Genomic DNA, 17,220 nt, shown 5'->3' with positions numbered 1-17,220 from the left:
GTTTGACGGCGATCGTACTTTGGCGGTTGAATGGCGGCCTCTGACGCGGAAGGACGATGTGATGACCAGGACGGTGCTGTTCCACGAGCTCGGCGGGCCCGAGGTGCTGGAGCTGGCGGACGTGGCGGCCGGCGAGCCGGGGCCGGGCGAGGTGCGCATCCGCGTGGACGCGATCGGCCTCAACCGGGCCGAGGCGCTGTTCCGCAGCGGCCACTACATCGAGCCCGTCCGGCGTTTCCCCGCCCGGCTGGGCACCGAGGCCGCCGGGATGGTCGAGGCGGTGGGCGAGGGCGTCACCGGGTTGCGGTCCGGCCAGCCGGTGAGCACGGTGCCGGCGTTCTCGCAGAACGACTACGGCGTGTACGCCGGGCGGGCGGTCGTCCCGGCGGCGGCGGTGCTGCCCCGCCCCGAGGGCGTGGACCCGGTGGCGGGCGCGGCCGTGTGGATGCCGTACGTGACGGCCTACGGCGCGCTGGTGGAGGTGGGCGGGATGCGTCCGGGGGACACGGTGGTGCTGAACGCCGCCTCCAGCAGCGTGGGCCTGGCCGCCATCCGGGTCGCCGACCGGATGGGCGCCACGCCGATCGCGCTCACCCGCACCGCGGCCAAGAGGGAGGCCCTGCTCAAGGAGGGCGCCGCCGAGGTGATCGTCACCGAGGAGGAGGACGTGACCGAGCGGGTGCTGGCGGCCACGGGCGGGCGCGGCGCGGAGTTCGTCTTCGACGCCGTGGCCGGGCCGGGCGTGACGGACCTGGCCAGGGTGGTCGCCCCCGAGGGGCTGCTGCTGGTGTACGGCGCGCTGAGCGGCGAGCCGACGCCGTATCCGGGGATCGACCTCGGCATGCCGGCGCTGAACATGCGGACGTACACGATGCACGAGACGACACGGGTGCCCGAACGGCTGCGGCGGGCGGCGGCGTTCGTGGCGTCGGGGCTGCGCTCGGGGGCGTTCCGGGCGGTGGTGGACCGCACGTTCGACCTGGAGGAGATCGTGCAGGCCCACCGGCACCTGGAGTCGAACGCGCAGTTCGGCAAGATCGTGGTGACGGTGCGGCACTGACCGTCCGGCCGCCCGCCGCGAGGGGCGGGACGGGCCGGACGGGCGGGCCGCGGGATCAGGACAGGCCGGGGGCGGGGAACTGGGCGGTCAGCTCGCTGACCTCGTGGTGGACGCGGGTGATGACGTCCTCGGCGTCGCCCTTGGCCAGGGCCGTGACGACCTCGTCCATCCAGGCGCCGATCTGCCGCATCTCGGCCTCGCCCATGCCGCGCGAGGTGACCGACGGGGTGCCGATGCGGATGCCCGACGGGTCGAACGGCTTGCGGGTGTCGAACGGCACCGCGTTGTAGTTGGTCTCCAGGCCGGCCCGGTCGAGCGCCTGGGCTGCGGGCTTGCCGCCGATGCCCTTGGGCGTCAGGTCGAGCAGGATCAGGTGGTTGTCGGTGCCGCCGGAGACCAGGTCGAAGCCCCGGCTGGACAGCTCGTCGGCCAAGACCTTGGCGTTGGCGACGACCTGGTGGGCGTAGTCGCGGAAGGACGGCTGGGCGGCCTCGTGCAGCGCGACGGCGATGGCGGCGGTGGTGTGGTTGTGGGGGCCGCCCTGGAGGCCGGGGAAGACGGCCTTGTTGAGCGCGGTGGCGTGCTCGTCGCTGGTGGCCATGAGCATGGCGCCGCGCGGGCCGCGCAGCGTCTTGTGGGTGGTCGTGGAGATCACGTCGGCGTGCCCCACCGGGGACGGGTGGGCGCCGCCCGCGACCAGGCCGGCGATGTGCGCGATGTCGGCCGCGAGCACGGCGCCGACCTCGCGGGCGATGGAGGCGAAGCCCTCGAAGTCGATCGTGCGCGGGATCGCGGTGCCGCCGCAGAAGATCAGCTTCGGCCGGTGCTCCAGGGCCAGCTCGCGGACCTCGTCGAGGTCGACGCGGCCGGTGTCGCGGCGCACGCCGTAACGGACCGGGTTGAACCACTTGCCGGTGGCCGAGACCGACCAGCCGTGGGTCAGGTGGCCGCCGAACGGCAGGCCCATGCCGAGCACGGTGTCGCCGGGCTGCAGGAAGGCCAGGTAGACGGCCAGGTTGGCGGGCGAGCCCGAGTACGGCTGGACGTTGGCGTGGTTGACGCCGAACACGGCCTTGGCCCGCTCGATCGCCAGCGTCTCGATCTGGTCGATGACCTGCTGGCCCTCGTAGTAGCGCTTGCCCGCGTAGCCCTCGGAGTACTTGTTGGTCAGCACCGTGCCGGTCGCCTCGAGCACGGCCTTGGACACGTAGTTCTCGGACGCGATCAGCTTGACGGTGTCGGCCTGGCGGCGCTCCTCCGCCTTGATGAGCTCGGCGAGCTGCGGGTCGGCGCTAGCAAGAGAACTCATGACTCCCCTGTCGTCATTGACAATTGGCGAAGACCCAGGCGCTCGGCCTCCGCTCCCGGTTGATTCGCTCCCTGGTGGTCGATCCCACCGAATGCGCCAGTCGCGTCGCCCTAGACGATAGCGGATGCGCAACCGGCCGCTCGTCCCGCTACTTGGTCCGGCTCACACCCGGCCAGAGCCGGTCGACCTCGGCGTTGAGGATGGCTCCGATGAGGACGGCCAGGGCGGTGATGTACAACCACAGCAGCAGCGCGATCGGGGCGGCCAGGGAGCCGTAGACGGACACGGGCGAGAACCAGGCCGCCAGCACCGCCCGCAGCACGGCGGCGCACACGATCCACAGGAACAGGGCCAGGATCGCGCCGGGCAGCTCCCGGTACCACTTCGTCCGCACCGGCACGCTGACGTGGTAGAGCACGGTGAGGAACAGCACCGAGCCGCTGATCACGACGGGCCAGTAGAGGATGTCGATGAGGATGCCGTACTCGCCGGGGAGCGCGTCCTTGAGCAGGGTGGGGCCGATGACCAGGATCGGCATGACGATGATGCCGATGATCAGGCCGACGACGTAGAGGCCGAACGACATCAGCCGGGTGCGGATGATGCCGCGCTCCTCCCCCAGCCCGTACGCGACCGAGATGAGGTCGACGTAGACGTAGAGCGCCCGCGAGCCCGACCACAGCGACAGCAGGAAGCCCAGCGAGATGATGGACACCTTGTTGGCGTCGTCCCTGAGCACGTCGGTGATGAGCGGGTTGATCACCTTCTTGACGGCGTCGTCGGTGAACAGCAGCCCGGCCTGCTCGATCACCCAGCTCTTGACCTCGTTGACGACGCCGCCGCCGAGCCAGGTGCCGAGCTTGCCCAGCACGCCGATCAGGCCCAGCACGAACGGCGGCAGCGACAGCAGCGCGAAGAAAGCGGCCTCGCCGGCCAGGCCGGTGACCCGGTAGTTGACACCGGCGTTCGTGGCCGCGCGCACGATCGCCCACGCATTGGTGTCGAGCACCCAGTTCAGCCTGGCCCGGGCGTTCGAGGCGAGCCGCCTCCTGGACCGGGAAGGCGCATTGGTGGACGTCATGGCACCCAACGGTATTTCGCAGTGACTCTCCGGGACAGCTTACGTCCCGGCTCCTGCCCTAGTCGTTGTCCACGATGCGCGCGCCCAGCGGGAGGAGGGAGACGGGGATCAGCTTGAGGTTCGCGATGCCCAGGGGGATGCCGATGATGGAGATGAACAGCGGGATCGAGGTGACGACGTGCCCGATCGCCAGCCAGATGCCCGCGACCACGCACTAGATGATGTTGCCGATGAGGGAGAAGACGCCGGCGTCGGGATCGCGCACGACCGTACGGCCGAACGGCCACAGAGCGTAGGCGGCGATCCTGAACGAGGCGATGCCGAACGGGATGGTGACGATGAGGACGCAGCAGATGATCCCGGCCACGGCGTAGCCGATCGCCAGCCAGATCCCGGCGAACACGAGCCAGATGACGTTCAGAATGGTCCGCATGCTCACAGCATGTCACCGGCCGTGCCGCCGACGTCATCCGGTACGACCCTGAACTTACCCTGACCGGGGCGGCCGCCCCGGCCCCGGCGGCCCCGCGAAGGCCTGGGCGATCTCCATCCAGGCGCGGGCGGGCTCGCCGGCCGGCTCCAGGGCCGTGTCCGACAGGTGCACGCGCTGGGTGACGAGCAGGCAGAAGTCGAGCATCGGCCCGCGCACGGCGGCGGGCGCGTCCGCGGGCCCGGCGGTCCACAGGTCACCGCCGGGGGTCCTGAGCTCGACGCGCACCGGCCCGGCGGGCTCGGGCAGGCCGCGGACGGCGAAGCTGTAGGGCCGGGCGCGGACGCCGAGCAGGGCCACGTGCCGCAGGCGTTCGGTGGGCTCCCTGGCGACGCCGAGCGCGTCGGCCACGTCCTGGCCGTGGGCCCAGGTCTCCATCAGGCGCGCGGTGACGAAGGACGCGCCCGACATCGCCGGCCCGAACCACGGCACCCGCACGCGCGCGCCGAGCGTCGCGAACGCCGCCAGCGACCGGTCTCGGGACGTGCGGAACCAGGCGTGCAGTTCGCCCGGCGGCAGGCCGCGCGCGGCCTCGGCGAGGTCGTCCACCGAGCCGGCCCGCGCGGCCAGGGCCCGGAAGCCGTCCGGGTCGGTGACCGACACCACGGCGGCGTCGTCGAACCAGGCCAGGTGGCTCACCTGGTCGCACACCGCCCAGCCCGCGGCGGGCGTGGGCGTCTCCCAGCCGGCGGGGCGCAGCGGCGCCAGCAGCGCCTCCAGGGAATCGGTCTCGGCCCGGAGGTCGGCCAGCAGTCCGGCCATGAGGTCCACGCGCGCCAGCCTAACCCGAACAACGTTCTGGGAGAATAATCGAGACGTGATCTGCGAGAGCTGCAAGGACAAGCGTCACGACGACTGCCGCGGCGGCTCCTGGTGCGACTGCCAGCACCAGAGCGAGGAACGGCCGCAGGAGTCGCCGCTCGACTGGCCGCGCCAGGGTTAGGGCCCGCTGAGTCCAGACTCTGGACCCCGTCTTGGACATCCGGGATCTCCGGAGTATCTTCAAGGTATGCCAGCGGACCCCATGCTCGTCGGTCGACGCCACGTCGACCTTCAGCGTGTCCGCAGTGCCATCTGTTGCGACGCCCGCTAACTCATCTTCTCCACCGCAGAGCGCGTCGCACCCACCTGAACCCCTGCACTCGACGACGAGGCAGGAGGAACGCTGCGCGCGCCCACAAAACGAAGGACGCGCAATGAGCACCCCTGCCAGCCGGCATCACAAGCGCCCGCGCGGCGAGGGCCAATGGGCCCTCGGTTACCGGGAACCGCTGAACAAGAACGAAGAGAACAAGAAGAACGACGACGGGCTCAACGTCCGCCAGCGCATCATCGACGTCTACGCCAAGCGCGGCTTCGACTCGATCGACCCCGCCGACCTGCGCGGGCGGATGCGCTGGTACGGCCTCTACACCCAGCGCAAGCCCGGCATCGACGGCGGCAAGACCGCGGTCCTGGAGCCGGAGGAGCTCGACGACCGCTACTTCATGCTCCGCGTGCGCATCGACGGCGGCCAGCTCGACCTGCGCCAGCTCCGCACGATCGCCGACATCGCCAACGAGTACGCGCGCGGCACGGCCGACCTCACCGACCGGCAGAACATCCAGCTCCACTGGATCGAGATCGAGTCGGTGCCCGACATCTGGGAGCGCCTGGAGGCCGTGGGCCTGTCCACCACCGAGGCGTGCGGCGACACCCCGCGGGTGATCCTGGGCTGCCCGCTGGCCGGCATCGACGCCGAGGAGGTGCTGGACGCCACCGACGACATCCACTCGATCAACCGGCAGTTCATCGGCAACCCCGAGTACTCCAACCTGCCGCGCAAGTTCAAGAGCGCGCTGAGCGGCTGCCCGGCCCACTGCACGGTGCACGAGATCAACGACGTCGCCTTCGTCGGCGTCGTCAACGAGCACGGCGAGGCGGGCTACGACCTGTGGGTCGGCGGCGGCCTGTCCACCAACCCGATGCTGGCCAAGCGCCTCGGCGTCTTCGTCAGCCCCGACCGGGTCGACGACGTGTACGCGGGCGTGATCGGCATCTTCCGCGACTACGGCTACCGGCGGCTGCGGCACAGGGCCCGGCTGAAGTTCCTGGTCAACGACTGGGGCGTGGAGAAGTTCCGCGAGGTGCTGGAGACCGAGTACGTCAAGGAGAGCCTGCCCGACGGCCCGGCGCCCACTCTGCCGCGCGGCAGCCGCCGCGACCACGTGGGCGTCTACCCGCAGAAGGACGGCAACTTCTACGTGGGCTTCGCGCCCAAGGTGGGCCGCCTCGACGGCGACAAGCTCAACGTGATCGCCGACATCGCCGAGCGGCACGGCTCCGGCCGGGTGCGCACCACCGTCGAGCAGAAGATGGTCGTCCTCGACGTCGCGCCGGACCGGGTGGAGTCCATCGTGGCCGAGCTGGAGGCCAACGACCTGCAGGTCAACCCCTCCACGTTCCGCCGCCAGACGATGGCCTGCACCGGCATCGAGTACTGCAAGCTCGCCATCGTCGAGACCAAGGCCACCGCCGCGCACCTGATCGACGAGCTGGAGCGGCGGCTGCCCGACTTCGAGCAGCCGCTCACCATCAACGTCAACGGCTGCCCCAACTCCTGCGCCCGCATCCAGGTCGCCGACATCGGCCTGAAGGGCCAGCTCGTCGTGGACGAGAACGGCGACCAGGTCGAGGGCTACCAGATCCACCTGGGCGGCTCGCTCGGCGTCGACTCCGGCTTCGGCCGCAAGGTGCGCGGCCTGAAGACCACCGCCAAGGCCCTGCCCGACTACGTCGAGCGCGTGGTGAGCAACTACGACGCCCAGAAGAAGGAAGGCGAGTCCTTCGCCGGCTGGGTGCAGCGCGCGGACGAGGCGGACCTGAAATGACCACGCGAGCGGTCCCCTTCCACTGCCCGTACTGCGGCGACGAGGACCTGGAGCCCTACGAGGGGGACGGCGGCTGGTACTGCCGCGCCTGCGCCCGCGCCTTCAAACTGAAGTTTCTCGGAATCGGAGTGAAGATATGACGCTCGTCGACATCGAGGTGGGTTTGCGAGATCAGCGTGGCACGCTCGACCTGCAGGACATCGTCGAGTCCGCCGCCACGTTCCTTGAGGGCGCCCCGGCCCGGGAGATCATCCGGTGGGCCGCGGCGACGTTCGGCGACCGGTTGTGCCTGACGTCCTCCATGAGCGACGCCTTGCTCATCGACCTGGTGAGCCGGGTCAAACCGGGCGTGGACGTGCTGTTCATCGACACCGGCTACCACTTCGCCGAGACGATCGGCACCCGTGACGCGGTGCGGCAGGTCTATGACGTCAACGTGATCGACATCAAGCCGTCCAGGACGGTCCAGGAGCAGGATCGCGACCTCGGGCCGCGCCTGTTCGGCCGCAACCCGGACCTGTGCTGCTACCTGCGCAAGGTCGAGCCGCTCAACCGGGCGCTGGAGCCGTACCTGGCGTGGATCTCCGGCATTCGCCGGGACGAGTCGTCCAGCCGTACCAGCACCAAGGTCGTCGAGTGGGACGCCAAGCGCCAGATGGTGAAGGTCAACCCGATCGCCGCCTGGACGCAGGAGGACGTCGACAACTACATCGCCGACAACGGGGTGCTGATCAACCCGTTGCACTACGACAACTACCCCTCGATCGGCTGCGCGCCGTGCACGCGCCAGGTCGCCGAGGGCGAGGACCCGCGCAGCGGCCGCTGGGCGGGGCTGGGGAAGGTCGAATGCGGCATTCACCTGTGATCCCCGGCAGGGGCCGCGTCCCGTTGGCAGGCGGGCCGGCCCCCGGGCGCGTGCCACTGGTGGCGGTCGCGCACGGGTCGCGCGACCCGCGTGCCGCCGCCACCGTGGCCGCGCTGCTGGACCGCGTGCGCCTGGCGCGTCCCGACGTGCCGGTGCGGGTGGCCTACCTCGACCACTGCGCGCCCACGCTGGGGCAGGCGCTCGACGGGCTGGGTGAAGCCGTGGTGCTGCCGCTGCTGCTCACCGAGGCCTACCACAGCCGGGTCGACCTGCCGGCCGCGCTCAACGAGGCCCGCGCGCGCGATCCACGCCTGCGGGTCCGCTACGGCACGACGCTCGGGCCGCACCCGCTGCTGCTGCCGGCGCTGGAGCGGCGGCTGGCGGAGGTGGGCGTGCCGGCCGGTGACCCGGAGACGGCGGTCGTGCTGGTCTCGGCCGGGTCGAGCGACGCCAGCGCCAACGAGGTGATCGCCGGGATGGCCCGCGCCTGGCGGCGCGCCGGCTGGTGGACGGTGACCGCGGCCTATGCCTCGGCCGCCGGCCCGACGCCCGGGGAGGCCGTCGCGCGGCTCAGGGCGGCGGGCGCGCCCCGCGTGGCCGTCGCCCCCTACCTGCTGGCTCCCGGTTTCTTCGCCGACCGCATCCGCCGGGTCACCGCCCCGGCCGTCTGCGCCGACGTGCTCGGCCCGGCGCCCGAGCTGGTGGACGTGCTGCTCGAACGGTACGACGCGGCCCTGCGCGAGCGCGTGCCGGTGGCCGGCTGAGCCCTCAACACTGGGCCCTCAGCACTGGGCCCTCAGCACTGGGCCCTCAGCACTGGGCCTTGATCTCACCGGTCTTCGGGTCGACCCTGACCACGTCCGTCCGGCACGACCGGGTGCGGGCGTCGGCCAGGATCAGCCGCCAGTCGGCGGGATAGGAGGCGGTCCAGGCCAGCAGCTCGTCGGCGCGCTCGCCCGTCATCGTGCCCGTGCCCGCGTCCGAGAGCTTCACCATGGCGGCGCTCAGCTCGTTCAGGCCGTCGCGGGCCATGCCCTCGCCGAACCATCCGGGCGGCTGCCTCACCGTGGGACCGCACGGGCCGGCGGCGACCAGGTCTCCGTTGAGCCAGATGAGGCCGTACCCGCCGGGCGGGCAGGTGAGGGCGAAGGACAGCTTCTCGGCCTTCGCGGCGAACGTGAACGTCTCCCGCCTGCCCCCCTTGGTGTAGCCGTGGAAGAGCGGCGGCGTCGGCTGGGCGCGCGTCGGCGCGGGCTGGGCCAGGGCGCCGGCCCACACGTCCCCGGCGGCGGGGGCGGTGGCGGGAACGGGCCGGGCGTCCGCGGTGAGCACCGTGACGGCCGTGACCGTCAGGGCCGCCGCCGCCACCGAGGCCGCCGCGCGGCCCCGGCGCCGCCGGATGCGGCGGACGCGGGCGTCCACGTCGGCCAGTCGTACCCCGCCCGGGGGCGCGCCGGCGGTGTCGTCGTCGAGCAGGTCGCGCAGGTCGCGCAGTCGCTGTTCTGTCATGGTTCAGCTCCCCGTCTCCGCCGCGGCCCTGGCCGCGGGGTCGAGCCGCAGCTTGGCCAGCGCGCGGCTGGCCTGGCTGCGTACGGTGGACACCGAACAGCCCACGATCTCGGCTATGGCCTCGTCGGGCAGGTCCTCGAAGTACCGCAGCACGACCACGGCCCGCTGCTTGGCCGGGAGCGCGGCCAGGGCGGCCCTGAGCGCGTCCCGGGTGCCGAGCCCGGCCGTGTCGTCCCGGTCCTGGGGGCGGTCCGGGAGCTCGCCCGTGGCCACCTCGCCCCGCCAGCGCCGCCGCCACCAGGAGGCGTGCGTGTTGGTGAGGATGCGGTAGACGTACGGGTCGGGGTTCGCGCCGACCCGCCGCCAGGCCAGCCAGGCCCTGGCCAGCGCGGTCTGCGTCAGGTCTTCCGCCGTGGCCCAGTCGCGGCACAGCAGGTACGCCGTCCTGAGCAGGCGGGCCGAGCGCTGCTCGACGTAGCGCTCGAAGTCGGCACGATCCCGCATCGAGGGGTCCTCACTGTCCGGTGATGTTCACCGATCACTACGCCGAAGGCCCCCGCCCGCGTTGCACGGCCTCAGTAATCCCGATGGTCGCGGCGGCGGTCGCGGCGGTCGCGCTCCAGGGCACGGTGCTCGTCGCGGATCTGCCGGCCGACCTCGCGGGCGTCGTCGCGCATCTGGCGGCCGATCTCGCGCCAGTCGTCGCCGTGCAGCGCCCGCCAGTGCTCCCGCCAGGCGGCCAGGCCGCGCTTGAGCGGCTGGGCGCGGGAGTCGCCGAGCACCTTGACGTCGCCCATCACGGCGTAGGCGCGCACCCGGATCACCGGCACGTTCATGCCGGGGGCCGCCTCCAGCACGTCGACCTTCTTGTCGCCCATCACGGCGACGCCGTCGAGGTCGACGTTCACGCCGTCGGGCACGATGATCTTGACGTCGCCCATCACGGACACCGCCGTGACGTCGACCACGTCCGTGCGCACCTCGGCCTCGCGCAGGTCGAGCAGCACGTCGCCCATGACGGCGACCGCGCCGAGCTCCTGGTCGATGCGCCAGGTGCCGCGCCGCTTGGTGTCGCCCATGATGCCGACGAACCAGCGCCGCTTGCCGCCCGCGCGGGCCGGGGCGGGCGTGGGCGCGGGCCCCCCGCCCACGGGCAGGTCCTGGGTGAGCAGGGCGAGCTCGGCGTGCGTGGTCGCGGTGTAGGCGGCCTCGGTACGGTCGGTCAGCTCGGCGAGCGTGAGCCGGCCCTCGACCGAGGCGACACGGAGCTGTTCCACGACGGCCTCGCGCTCGGCGTCCGACGCGCGCACCTCACCCGGATCTGTCATAGACGCAACATATCGCGTCTTGGGCCGGTTGGGGCTCCTCCCCTGGGAGGAACATCCGTACACCCTTGGATGGGCTCCGCTGCCCCGGGGCCGCCCCTCAGCGTGCTCCGGCGACCGCGGGCTGCGAAGACGCTAGGGTCCTGTCATGCATGAGGAACAGCTCTATCGCGCGGCGTTGAACGGCGAGACCGAGACCGTGGGCAAGCTGCTCACCGGCGGCGCCGACCCCAACAAGGCCAGCGAGGGCGAGGAGGCCGGGCTGCCGCTCTGCGCGGCCGCCGCCTGGGACCGCGTCGAGGTCGCCGAGGCGCTGCTGGCGGCCGGGGCCGACGTCAACGGCCGTGAGGCCGGCGGCTGGACCGCGTTGCTGTGGGCCGCCGCCAACGGCCACGCCGCGACCGCGGGCGTGCTGATCGAGGCCGGCGCCGAGGTCGACGCGGCCAACGACGACGGCGACACGCCGCTCACGCTGGCGGCCAGGCGCGGGGCGCTGGGCGTGGTCCAGACGCTGCTGGAGGCGGGCGCCGACCACGAGAAGTTCGACGGCGACGGCGACAGCCCGCTCGACATCGCGGCCGACTGGGTGGGCGTGCACCTGGAGTCCGCGCTGCTCGACCAGATCGCCCAGGAGGGCTGGGAGTACGTCGTCGGCCGCCAGTACGCCAAGGACGGCACCGAGCTGGTCACCGTGGCCGGCCGCTCCCCCGACGGCTCGCAGACCGAGCAGGTGCAGGCCCAGCGGGGCCACGCCGCCGTGGCGACCGTCCTGGAGGACGCGGCGGGCGTCTACACGCCGGTCGACCAGCTCGTCGCCAGGGCCGTCGCCCACCGCGACGTCGACGAGGACGCGGAGACCTGGTGGATCGTGGCCGACTCGCTCGGCCGGCGGGCCGACGACGAGACGTACGAGGCCCTGGCCCGGCTGTGCGTGAGCGAGGACGCACGTGAGCGGGAGTTCGGGGTCGACGCGATCGCCCAGTTCGGGTTCGCCGACGGCGAGAAGCCCTACCTCGACCGCACGCTCGCGCTGCTGCAGAAGATGGTGACCACCGAGGGCAACCCGCAGGTGCTGCGCTCGGTGCTGGCCGCGCTCGGGCACCAGGGCGACCCGCGCGCGCTGCCCGCCGTCCTCGACATCGTCGGCCGGCCGGGCCACAAGCGCACGATGACGGACGCCATCGCGCTGGCCGACGTCCTGCCCGCCGACCACGAGGAGGGCCTGTCGCTGCTCATCGAGATGTCCCGGGACGAGGAGGCCGAGATCCGCGACTGGGCCACGGCCGGGCTGGCCGGGCTGTCGGCGGACACGCCCCGCATCCGGGAGGCGCTGGCCGACCGGCTGGGCGACGCCGACCTGCGCACGGTGGCCGAGGCGGCGCGGGGGCTCGCGGCGCGCGGCGACGAGCGGGCCGGGCAGGGCGTCCGGCGGGTGCTGGAGGAGAGCGACGACGACTACGCCAGAGACCTCGTCACGGGGATCGGCGCGGAGTGACCCTGTCGCCCCCGGCGGCCGCCCGCTGGGCGGGGCCGCCGGGGGCGCGGGTCCTGGCCCTGGAGCAGGGGCCGCCCGCCCACCCGGTCAGTCCGACAGGGCGGTGCGGAGCTGGTTCAGCACGGCGCGCAGGATGCGGGAGACGTGCATCTGCGAGATGCCGAACTCGGCGGCGATCTCCGACTGGGTCATGTTGCCGTAGAAGCGCATCAGCAGGATGTTGCGCTCCCGCGAGGGCAGGGCGTCGATGAGCGGCTTGACGGAGTACTTGCCGAGCAGCGTGTCCAGCGACTCGTCCTGCGAGGGCAGGAAGTCGCCGAGGTCGGCGCCGTCGTTGTCGCCGCCGACGGGGGCGTCCAGCGACAGGGCGCTGTAGGCGGTCGAGGCGTCCAGGGTGAGCAGGACGTCCTCCTCGGTGATGTTCATGTGCGCGGCGAGCTCGGAGACGGTGGGCGAGTGGCCGAGCGTCTGGGTGAGGTCGGCCGTGGCCTTGTTGAGCTCCAGCCGGCGCTCCTGGTAGACGCGCGGCACCTTGACGGCCCAGGTGCGGTCGCGGAAGTGCCGCTTGACCTCGCCGACCATCGTGATCATGGCGTAGCCGCGGAACTCGTGGCCGAGCTCGGGGTCGAAGCCGTTGATCGCCTTCATCAGGCCGACGTAGGCGGCCTGGCGCAGGTCCTCCATCGGCTCGCGCTGGTGGCGGTAGCGACGGGTGACCTCGGTGACGAGGGAGTCGTACATGGTGACGACGCGCTCACGGATGCGGGCCTTGTTCTCGTCCGAGGCTTCCGGCCTGTTCATCTCAGCCAGAAGCTGTTCGGCGGTCATTTCGTCGAGTGCGATATCCAGGACGGCCATCTGAGTAGCTCCATATGCCCGAAGGCGGCCCTGTCCATGGAAAAAGCCCAGGCAGAGGCACGCCACGTTTGAACGTGAGGTGAAGCCCTCTGCTGGACTTCGGATCAAAGGATTCCCTATGGATCCCGATTTATCACCTTATATTAGGTCACGAATCGATCACAGCTTACCCGCTCACGGTCCCGACAGGGCGGGAGCCGTGGTCAGGACGTCGCGGGCCAGCGCGAGGTCGCCCGTCAGCTCGGCGGGGAAGGCGTCCGGCTCGCCCCTGCCGCCCAGCAGGAAGCAGAACGCGACCACGTCCGCCGTCAGATGGGCGTCCGGCGTGCCCGGGACGGTGTCGGTGACGCCGAGCGGGATGCGCCAGTCGCCGCCGCCCGCGCCGGTGAGGGTGAGCCGGAGGGTGCGGCCGGAGCCGTCCAGGCCGGACAGGAGCATCGTCCAGGGCAGCAGGCGGGCGCACAGGTCGGCCGTGGGGCTGATGTGCTCGGGCACCGGGTCGGGCAGGCGCACCCCGGCCGTCGTGGCGGCGTCGGCGGCGTGCACCCACGTCTCCAGGCTCCTGGCCAGGACGTGGTCGCGCACGACCGTCTCCATGCCGTCCACCGTGGCCGGCGTGGCCGGGTCGAGGCCGCCCAGGTGGCGGCAGAGGGCGTCGGCCTGGGCCCGCCAGTCGCGCCTGGTCTGCTCGGGGCTGCGGGCCCGCTCGTACGCCTGCACGTCCGCCGTGCGGCCGGCCGCGTCCCGGGCGGCCATCGGCGGACCGAGGACGGGCGCGCCGACGGAGGCGGCCAGCAGGCCGTCCTTGGCGGCCAGGTGGGCCACGAGCTCCTGGAGCGTCCAGCCCTCGACGATGACGCGCGCCCAGTCGTCGTCCACGGCCGAGGCCAGCAGCGCGTCCATGGCGGCGACGCGGCCGGCGTACGGCAGCGCCCACTCGGCGGTCGGCGCCGCGGGGCGGCGGCGGGCCCTGGCCCCGGCCAGGAGCTGCGGGCGCAGGGAACGGACCGGCACCACCGGGTCCTCCATCAACGCGTCCAGAAACAGGCGCTCGACAGGATCCATCACACTTCTTCCTCCGCCAGCGCGTCGGCCAGGCGCCGCAGCGCCAGCCGGATGCGCGACTTGGCCGTGCCCTCGGGCACGCCCAGTTCCTCGCTCACCTGCCGGTACGTCCGGCCGCCGAAGTAGGCCAGCTCCACCGGCCGGCGCAACCCCTCGGGCAACGACGTCACCGCCTGCCGCACGCGCTCGGCCTCCTCGGCGGCGAGCACGGCCTCCTCCAGCCGCGCGGGCTCGCGCTCGAACAGCCTCGGCCCGAGCGCGGAGACCCGGCGGCGCTCCTCGGCGCGTACGTGGTCGACCGCGCGGCGGTGGGCGATCGTGGCCAGCCAGGCGCGCAGCGTGCCGCGTCCGGGGTCGTAGGCCAGCGGGCGCTCCCAGAACACCAGGAACACCTCCTGCGTGATGTCCTCGGCGATCACGCGGTCCCTGGTGACCCGTAAGGAGAGCCCGAAGATCAGTGCGGACAGCCGATCGTAGACCTCCCCCAGCGCCGACTCGTCGCCGCCGACCACCCGCTGGTGCAGCAGGCGGTCGTCGTACGGTGCCTCCACTGGCACCACACTCCCGTGGTCCGGACCAAGGCGGGCGGGTGCGCCGCGACCCGAGCATGTCATCATTCGCCGGAAATGTTGAGGCGGCCGCCACCGGCTTCCCGGCCCCGCGATAGTGTCGAACGGACGACGACCGGAGGGATCACCCGTCATGGCCACCACCCGCACCGCCACCACGCACTGGAAGGGCGCCCTGCTCAACGGCTCGGGCACCGTCTCGCTGGACAGCTCGGGCGTGGGCGCCTTCGAGGTCTCCTGGCCCTCCAGGGCCGAGACCGCGGGCGGCCGCACCTCGCCCGAGGAGCTCATCGCCGCCGCCCACTCCTCCTGCTTCGCCATGGCCCTGTCCCATGGGCTGGCCGGCGCGGGCACGCCGCCGGAGTCGCTGCGCACGAGCGCGGACGTGACGTTCCAGCCGGGCGAGGGCATCACGGGCATCGTGCTCACCGTGCAGGGGCACGTTCCGGGCATCTCGGCCGAGCAGTTCCAGGAGGCCGCGGCGACCGCGAAGGCGAACTGCCCGGTCAGCAAGGCGTTGGCGGGCACCACGATCACCCTGAAAGCCGAACTCCTCTAACAGGAACGCTTTCGCGTGCGACAATTGGGTCACATGCGCGAGGTCTGGCCGGGCGAACCCTATCCACTCGGCGGCACCTGGGACGGCGTCGGCACCAGCTTTGCCGTGTTCTCCGAGGTCGCCGAGCGGGTCGAGCTGTGCCTTTTTCACGATGACGACAGCGAGGAGCGGGTGCCGCTCCCGGAGGTCGACGGTTTCGTCTGGCACGGCTACCTGCCGGGGATCCAGCCGGGCCAGCGGTACGGCTACCGCGTCCACGGGCCGTACGAGCCGTCGCAGGGGCGTCGCTGCGACCCCTCCAAGCTGCTGCTCGACCCCTACGCCAAGGCCATCGACGGCGAGCTGACCTGGAACGAGGCGCTGTTCCCCTACTACTTCACCGATCCGTCGGTGCGCAACAGGGAGGACAGCGCCCCGTACATGCCGAAGAACGTGGTGATCAACCCGTTCTTCGAGTGGGGCAACGACCGGCCGCCGCGCATCCCCTACCACGAGACGGTGATCTACGAGGCGCACGTGCGGGGGCTGACCATGCGCCACCCGGGCGTGCCGCAGGACCTGCGCGGCACGTACGCCGGGGTCGGGCACCCGGCGATCATCGAGCACCTGCTGTCCATCGGGGTGACGGCGGTCGAGCTCATGCCGGTGCACCACTACGTGCCCGAGCACTTCCTGGTGGCCCGGGGGCTGACCAACTACTGGGGCTACAACACGATGGCCTACCTGGCCCCCCACGGCCGTTACTCCGGCTCGGGCACCCGCGGCCAGCAGGTGCTGGAGTTCAAGGCCATGGTGCGGGCGCTGCACGAGGCGGGCATCGAGGTCATCCTCGACGTGGTCTACAACCACACCGCCGAGGGCGACCACATGGGCCCCACGCTGGGCTTCCGGGGCATCGACAACGTCAACTACTACCGCCTGCACGACGGCGACCGGCGTTACTACCTCGACTACACCGGGTGCGGCAACTCGCTCAACGTGCGCTCGCCGCACGCGCTGCAGCTCATCATGGACTCGCTGCGCTACTGGGTGCTGGAGATGCACGTCGACGGCTTCCGCTTCGACCTGGCCTCGGCCCTGGCCAGGGAGCTGCACGACGTCGACCGGCTGAGCGCGTTCTTCGACCTCATCCAGCAGGACCCGGTGATCTCCCAGGTGAAGCTGATCGCCGAGCCCTGGGACGTGGGGCCGGGCGGCTACCAGGTCGGCAACTTCCCGCCGCTCTGGACCGAGTGGAACGGCAAGTACCGCGACATCGTGCGCGACTTCTGGCGGGGCACCAACTCCGCCCTCCCCGAGTTCGCCTCCCGCCTGACCGGCTCGGCCGACCTGTACGAGTCCTCCGGCCGCCGCCCGGTGGCCTCGATCAACTTCGTCACCTGCCACGACGGCTTCACCCTCACCGACCTGGTCTCCTACGACCACAAGCACAACGAGGCCAACGCCGAGGAGAACCGCGACGGCACCAACGACAACCGCTCCTGGAACTGCGGCGCCGAGGGCCCGGTGGAGGACCCGCACATCGTCGCCCTCCGCCGCCGCCAGCGCCGCAACTTCCTGACCACGCTGTTCCTGTCGCAGGGCGTGCCGATGCTCTCCCACGGCGACGAGATCGGCCGCACCCAGCGGGGCAACAACAACGCCTACTGCCAGGACAACGAGCTGGCCTGGATCGACTGGTCGATGCTGCACGCCGAGTCCGACCTGCTGGAGTTCGTCAAGGTGTTGTCGAAGCTGCGCCGCGAGCACCCGGTCTTCCAGCGCCGCCGCTTCTTCCACGGCCGCCACCCCGACAACGGCAAGCGCGACCTGGTCTGGCTGACCCCGGGCGGCAAGGAGATGACGGCCGGCGACTGGCACACCGGCTACGCCAAGTCGCTGATGGTCTACCTCAACGGCGAGGCCATCACCGAGCCCGGCCCGCGTGGCGAGCGGATCGTGGACGACTCCTTCCTCCTGCTCATCAACGCCCACCACGAGAACCTGTCGTTCACGCTGCCGGGGCCGGAGTTCGGGGCCGAGTGGCTGCCGGTGCTCGACACCTGTCACGACGTGGTGGAGGAGGCGTTCGGCGACGAGCGGTGGCGGGCGGGCGACCTGGTGGCGGTGACCGGCCGGTCGTTCCAGGTCCTGCGGCTGCCCAGGGAGCCGCAGACGCCCTAGCC

General features: G+C 71.8%; 19 protein-coding genes and 1 pseudogene. 10 read left to right on the top strand and 10 right to left on the bottom strand.

What is annotated here, in order from left to right; genetic code table 11:
• Nucleotides 1–61 precede the first annotated feature (61 nt).
• Nucleotides 62–1,060 carry a zinc-dependent alcohol dehydrogenase family protein gene (locus ABZ444_RS03990; RefSeq protein ID WP_357992283.1) on the top strand — a complete coding sequence of 333 codons (999 nt, stop codon included), beginning with the start codon at nucleotides 62–64 and terminating at the stop codon, nucleotides 1,058–1,060.
• Nucleotides 1,061–1,115: 55 nt separating this feature from the next.
• Here the strand turns inward: ABZ444_RS03990 and glyA are convergent, their stop codons facing one another.
• The 4 genes and pseudogenes from glyA to ABZ444_RS03970 all read right to left on the bottom strand — a co-directional run bounded on the left by glyA (nucleotide 1,116) and on the right by ABZ444_RS03970 (nucleotide 4,702).
• Complete coding sequence (gene glyA, locus ABZ444_RS03985) at nucleotides 1,116–2,369, bottom strand: serine hydroxymethyltransferase (RefSeq protein ID WP_357992280.1); 1,254 nt, start codon at nucleotides 2,367–2,369, stop codon at nucleotides 1,116–1,118.
• A gap of 148 nt (nucleotides 2,370–2,517) precedes the next feature.
• A complete protein-coding gene (locus ABZ444_RS03980) occupies nucleotides 2,518–3,450 on the bottom strand; it encodes a YihY/virulence factor BrkB family protein (protein WP_357964876.1) in 933 nt (310 codons plus the stop codon).
• Between the two features lie 58 nt (nucleotides 3,451–3,508).
• Nucleotides 3,509–3,883: pseudogene (locus ABZ444_RS03975) on the bottom strand (YccF domain-containing protein).
• 54 nt (nucleotides 3,884–3,937) lie between these two features.
• Nucleotides 3,938–4,702 (bottom strand): TIGR03084 family metal-binding protein, encoded by a 765-nt coding sequence (locus ABZ444_RS03970; RefSeq protein WP_357992800.1) that lies wholly within the window; start codon nucleotides 4,700–4,702, stop codon nucleotides 3,938–3,940.
• 55 nt (nucleotides 4,703–4,757) lie between these two features.
• On the opposite strand from ABZ444_RS03970, the gene ABZ444_RS03965 reads away from it, so the two are divergent.
• From ABZ444_RS03965 to ABZ444_RS03940, 6 genes are all read left to right on the top strand, one after another.
• A complete protein-coding gene (locus tag ABZ444_RS03965) occupies nucleotides 4,758–4,883 on the top strand; it encodes a hypothetical protein (protein WP_352328175.1) in 126 nt (41 codons plus the stop codon).
• A 66-nt stretch (nucleotides 4,884–4,949) separates the two neighbouring features.
• The gene (locus ABZ444_RS03960) at nucleotides 4,950–5,033 is read left to right on the top strand and encodes a putative leader peptide (RefSeq protein WP_311132608.1); all 84 of its coding nucleotides are present in this window, start codon (nucleotides 4,950–4,952) and stop codon (nucleotides 5,031–5,033) included.
• Nucleotides 5,034–5,136: 103 nt separating this feature from the next.
• Nucleotides 5,137–6,810 carry a nitrite/sulfite reductase gene (locus ABZ444_RS03955; protein ID WP_357992277.1) on the top strand — a complete coding sequence of 558 codons (1,674 nt, stop codon included), beginning with the start codon at nucleotides 5,137–5,139 and terminating at the stop codon, nucleotides 6,808–6,810.
• Nucleotides 6,807–6,950 carry an Insertion element protein gene (locus ABZ444_RS03950; RefSeq protein ID WP_103955276.1) on the top strand — a complete coding sequence of 48 codons (144 nt, stop codon included), beginning with the start codon at nucleotides 6,807–6,809 and terminating at the stop codon, nucleotides 6,948–6,950. The genes ABZ444_RS03955 and ABZ444_RS03950 overlap by 4 nt, the downstream gene beginning before the upstream one ends.
• On the top strand, nucleotides 6,947–7,675 hold the full coding sequence (locus tag ABZ444_RS03945) for a phosphoadenylyl-sulfate reductase (RefSeq protein WP_125646206.1): 729 nt from the start codon (nucleotides 6,947–6,949) through the stop codon (nucleotides 7,673–7,675). Before ABZ444_RS03950 ends, ABZ444_RS03945 begins: the two co-directional genes overlap by 4 nt.
• A complete protein-coding gene (locus ABZ444_RS03940; RefSeq protein WP_357992274.1) occupies nucleotides 7,657–8,439 on the top strand; it encodes a sirohydrochlorin chelatase in 783 nt (260 codons plus the stop codon). The genes ABZ444_RS03945 and ABZ444_RS03940 overlap by 19 nt, the downstream gene beginning before the upstream one ends.
• Before the next feature lie 46 nt (nucleotides 8,440–8,485).
• Here the strand turns inward: ABZ444_RS03940 and ABZ444_RS03935 are convergent, their stop codons facing one another.
• From ABZ444_RS03935 to ABZ444_RS03925, 3 genes are all read right to left on the bottom strand, one after another.
• Nucleotides 8,486–9,184 (bottom strand): hypothetical protein, encoded by a 699-nt coding sequence (locus ABZ444_RS03935; RefSeq protein ID WP_357992271.1) that lies wholly within the window; start codon nucleotides 9,182–9,184, stop codon nucleotides 8,486–8,488.
• A gap of 3 nt (nucleotides 9,185–9,187) precedes the next feature.
• The gene (locus ABZ444_RS03930; RefSeq protein WP_357964890.1) at nucleotides 9,188–9,688 is read right to left on the bottom strand and encodes a SigE family RNA polymerase sigma factor; all 501 of its coding nucleotides are present in this window, start codon (nucleotides 9,686–9,688) and stop codon (nucleotides 9,188–9,190) included.
• A 71-nt stretch (nucleotides 9,689–9,759) separates the two neighbouring features.
• Nucleotides 9,760–10,512 carry a DUF1707 domain-containing protein gene (locus tag ABZ444_RS03925; RefSeq protein WP_357992268.1) on the bottom strand — a complete coding sequence of 251 codons (753 nt, stop codon included), beginning with the start codon at nucleotides 10,510–10,512 and terminating at the stop codon, nucleotides 9,760–9,762.
• A gap of 145 nt (nucleotides 10,513–10,657) precedes the next feature.
• Between ABZ444_RS03925 and ABZ444_RS03920 the strand changes: the two genes are divergently transcribed.
• Entirely contained in the window at nucleotides 10,658–12,004 is a 1,347-nt protein-coding gene (locus ABZ444_RS03920; RefSeq protein ID WP_357992265.1) for an ankyrin repeat domain-containing protein, read from the top strand.
• An 87-nt stretch (nucleotides 12,005–12,091) separates the two neighbouring features.
• Here the strand turns inward: ABZ444_RS03920 and ABZ444_RS03915 are convergent, their stop codons facing one another.
• The 3 genes from ABZ444_RS03915 to ABZ444_RS03905 all read right to left on the bottom strand — a co-directional run bounded on the left by ABZ444_RS03915 (nucleotide 12,092) and on the right by ABZ444_RS03905 (nucleotide 14,484).
• Nucleotides 12,092–12,862 (bottom strand): SigB/SigF/SigG family RNA polymerase sigma factor, encoded by a 771-nt coding sequence (locus tag ABZ444_RS03915; RefSeq protein WP_357992262.1) that lies wholly within the window; start codon nucleotides 12,860–12,862, stop codon nucleotides 12,092–12,094.
• Nucleotides 12,863–13,036: 174 nt separating this feature from the next.
• Complete coding sequence (locus tag ABZ444_RS03910; RefSeq protein ID WP_357992259.1) at nucleotides 13,037–13,927, bottom strand: maleylpyruvate isomerase family mycothiol-dependent enzyme; 891 nt, start codon at nucleotides 13,925–13,927, stop codon at nucleotides 13,037–13,039.
• Nucleotides 13,927–14,484 (bottom strand): sigma-70 family RNA polymerase sigma factor, encoded by a 558-nt coding sequence (locus tag ABZ444_RS03905; protein WP_357964903.1) that lies wholly within the window; start codon nucleotides 14,482–14,484, stop codon nucleotides 13,927–13,929. Before ABZ444_RS03905 ends, ABZ444_RS03910 begins: the two co-directional genes overlap by 1 nt.
• 145 nt (nucleotides 14,485–14,629) lie before the next feature.
• Between ABZ444_RS03905 and ABZ444_RS03900 the strand changes: the two genes are divergently transcribed.
• Together ABZ444_RS03900 and glgX are read left to right on the top strand one after the other, a co-directional pair.
• Nucleotides 14,630–15,055 carry an OsmC family protein gene (locus tag ABZ444_RS03900; protein WP_357992256.1) on the top strand — a complete coding sequence of 142 codons (426 nt, stop codon included), beginning with the start codon at nucleotides 14,630–14,632 and terminating at the stop codon, nucleotides 15,053–15,055.
• Nucleotides 15,056–15,088: 33 nt separating this feature from the next.
• Complete coding sequence (glgX, locus tag ABZ444_RS03895) at nucleotides 15,089–17,218, top strand: glycogen debranching protein GlgX (RefSeq protein ID WP_357992253.1); 2,130 nt, start codon at nucleotides 15,089–15,091, stop codon at nucleotides 17,216–17,218.
• Nucleotides 17,219–17,220: the final 2 nt, after the last annotated feature.

Origin of the sequence: Nonomuraea sp. NPDC005730 (assembly GCF_040630865.1) — a bacterium.
Classification (GTDB): Bacteria; Actinomycetota; Actinomycetes; order Streptosporangiales; family Streptosporangiaceae; genus Nonomuraea.
Note: the sequence above shows the minus strand (reverse complement) of the source record. Positions and strands in the feature narration are given on the sequence as shown.

Coding starts and splice junctions, on each gene's coding strand:
- ABZ444_RS03930 (WP_357964890.1), bottom strand. CDS start 9,688: ATGCGGGATCGTGCCGACTTCGAGCGCTACGTCGAGCAGCGCTCGGCC.
- ABZ444_RS03945 (WP_125646206.1), top strand. CDS start 6,947: ATGACGCTCGTCGACATCGAGGTGGGTTTGCGAGATCAGCGTGGCACG.
- ABZ444_RS03990 (WP_357992283.1), top strand. CDS start 62: ATGACCAGGACGGTGCTGTTCCACGAGCTCGGCGGGCCCGAGGTGCTG.
- ABZ444_RS03925 (WP_357992268.1), bottom strand. CDS start 10,512: ATGACAGATCCGGGTGAGGTGCGCGCGTCGGACGCCGAGCGCGAGGCC.
- ABZ444_RS03940 (WP_357992274.1), top strand. CDS start 7,657: ATGCGGCATTCACCTGTGATCCCCGGCAGGGGCCGCGTCCCGTTGGCA.
- ABZ444_RS03900 (WP_357992256.1), top strand. CDS start 14,630: ATGGCCACCACCCGCACCGCCACCACGCACTGGAAGGGCGCCCTGCTC.
- ABZ444_RS03960 (WP_311132608.1), top strand. CDS start 4,950: ATGCCAGCGGACCCCATGCTCGTCGGTCGACGCCACGTCGACCTTCAG.
- ABZ444_RS03935 (WP_357992271.1), bottom strand. CDS start 9,184: ATGACAGAACAGCGACTGCGCGACCTGCGCGACCTGCTCGACGACGAC.
- glyA (WP_357992280.1), bottom strand. CDS start 2,369: ATGAGTTCTCTTGCTAGCGCCGACCCGCAGCTCGCCGAGCTCATCAAG.
- ABZ444_RS03915 (WP_357992262.1), bottom strand. CDS start 12,862: ATGGCCGTCCTGGATATCGCACTCGACGAAATGACCGCCGAACAGCTT.
- ABZ444_RS03910 (WP_357992259.1), bottom strand. CDS start 13,927: ATGGATCCTGTCGAGCGCCTGTTTCTGGACGCGTTGATGGAGGACCCG.
- ABZ444_RS03970 (WP_357992800.1), bottom strand. CDS start 4,702: ATGGCCGGACTGCTGGCCGACCTCCGGGCCGAGACCGATTCCCTGGAG.
- ABZ444_RS03920 (WP_357992265.1), top strand. CDS start 10,658: ATGCATGAGGAACAGCTCTATCGCGCGGCGTTGAACGGCGAGACCGAG.
- glgX (WP_357992253.1), top strand. CDS start 15,089: ATGCGCGAGGTCTGGCCGGGCGAACCCTATCCACTCGGCGGCACCTGG.
- ABZ444_RS03980 (WP_357964876.1), bottom strand. CDS start 3,450: ATGACGTCCACCAATGCGCCTTCCCGGTCCAGGAGGCGGCTCGCCTCG.
- ABZ444_RS03950 (WP_103955276.1), top strand. CDS start 6,807: ATGACCACGCGAGCGGTCCCCTTCCACTGCCCGTACTGCGGCGACGAG.
- ABZ444_RS03955 (WP_357992277.1), top strand. CDS start 5,137: ATGAGCACCCCTGCCAGCCGGCATCACAAGCGCCCGCGCGGCGAGGGC.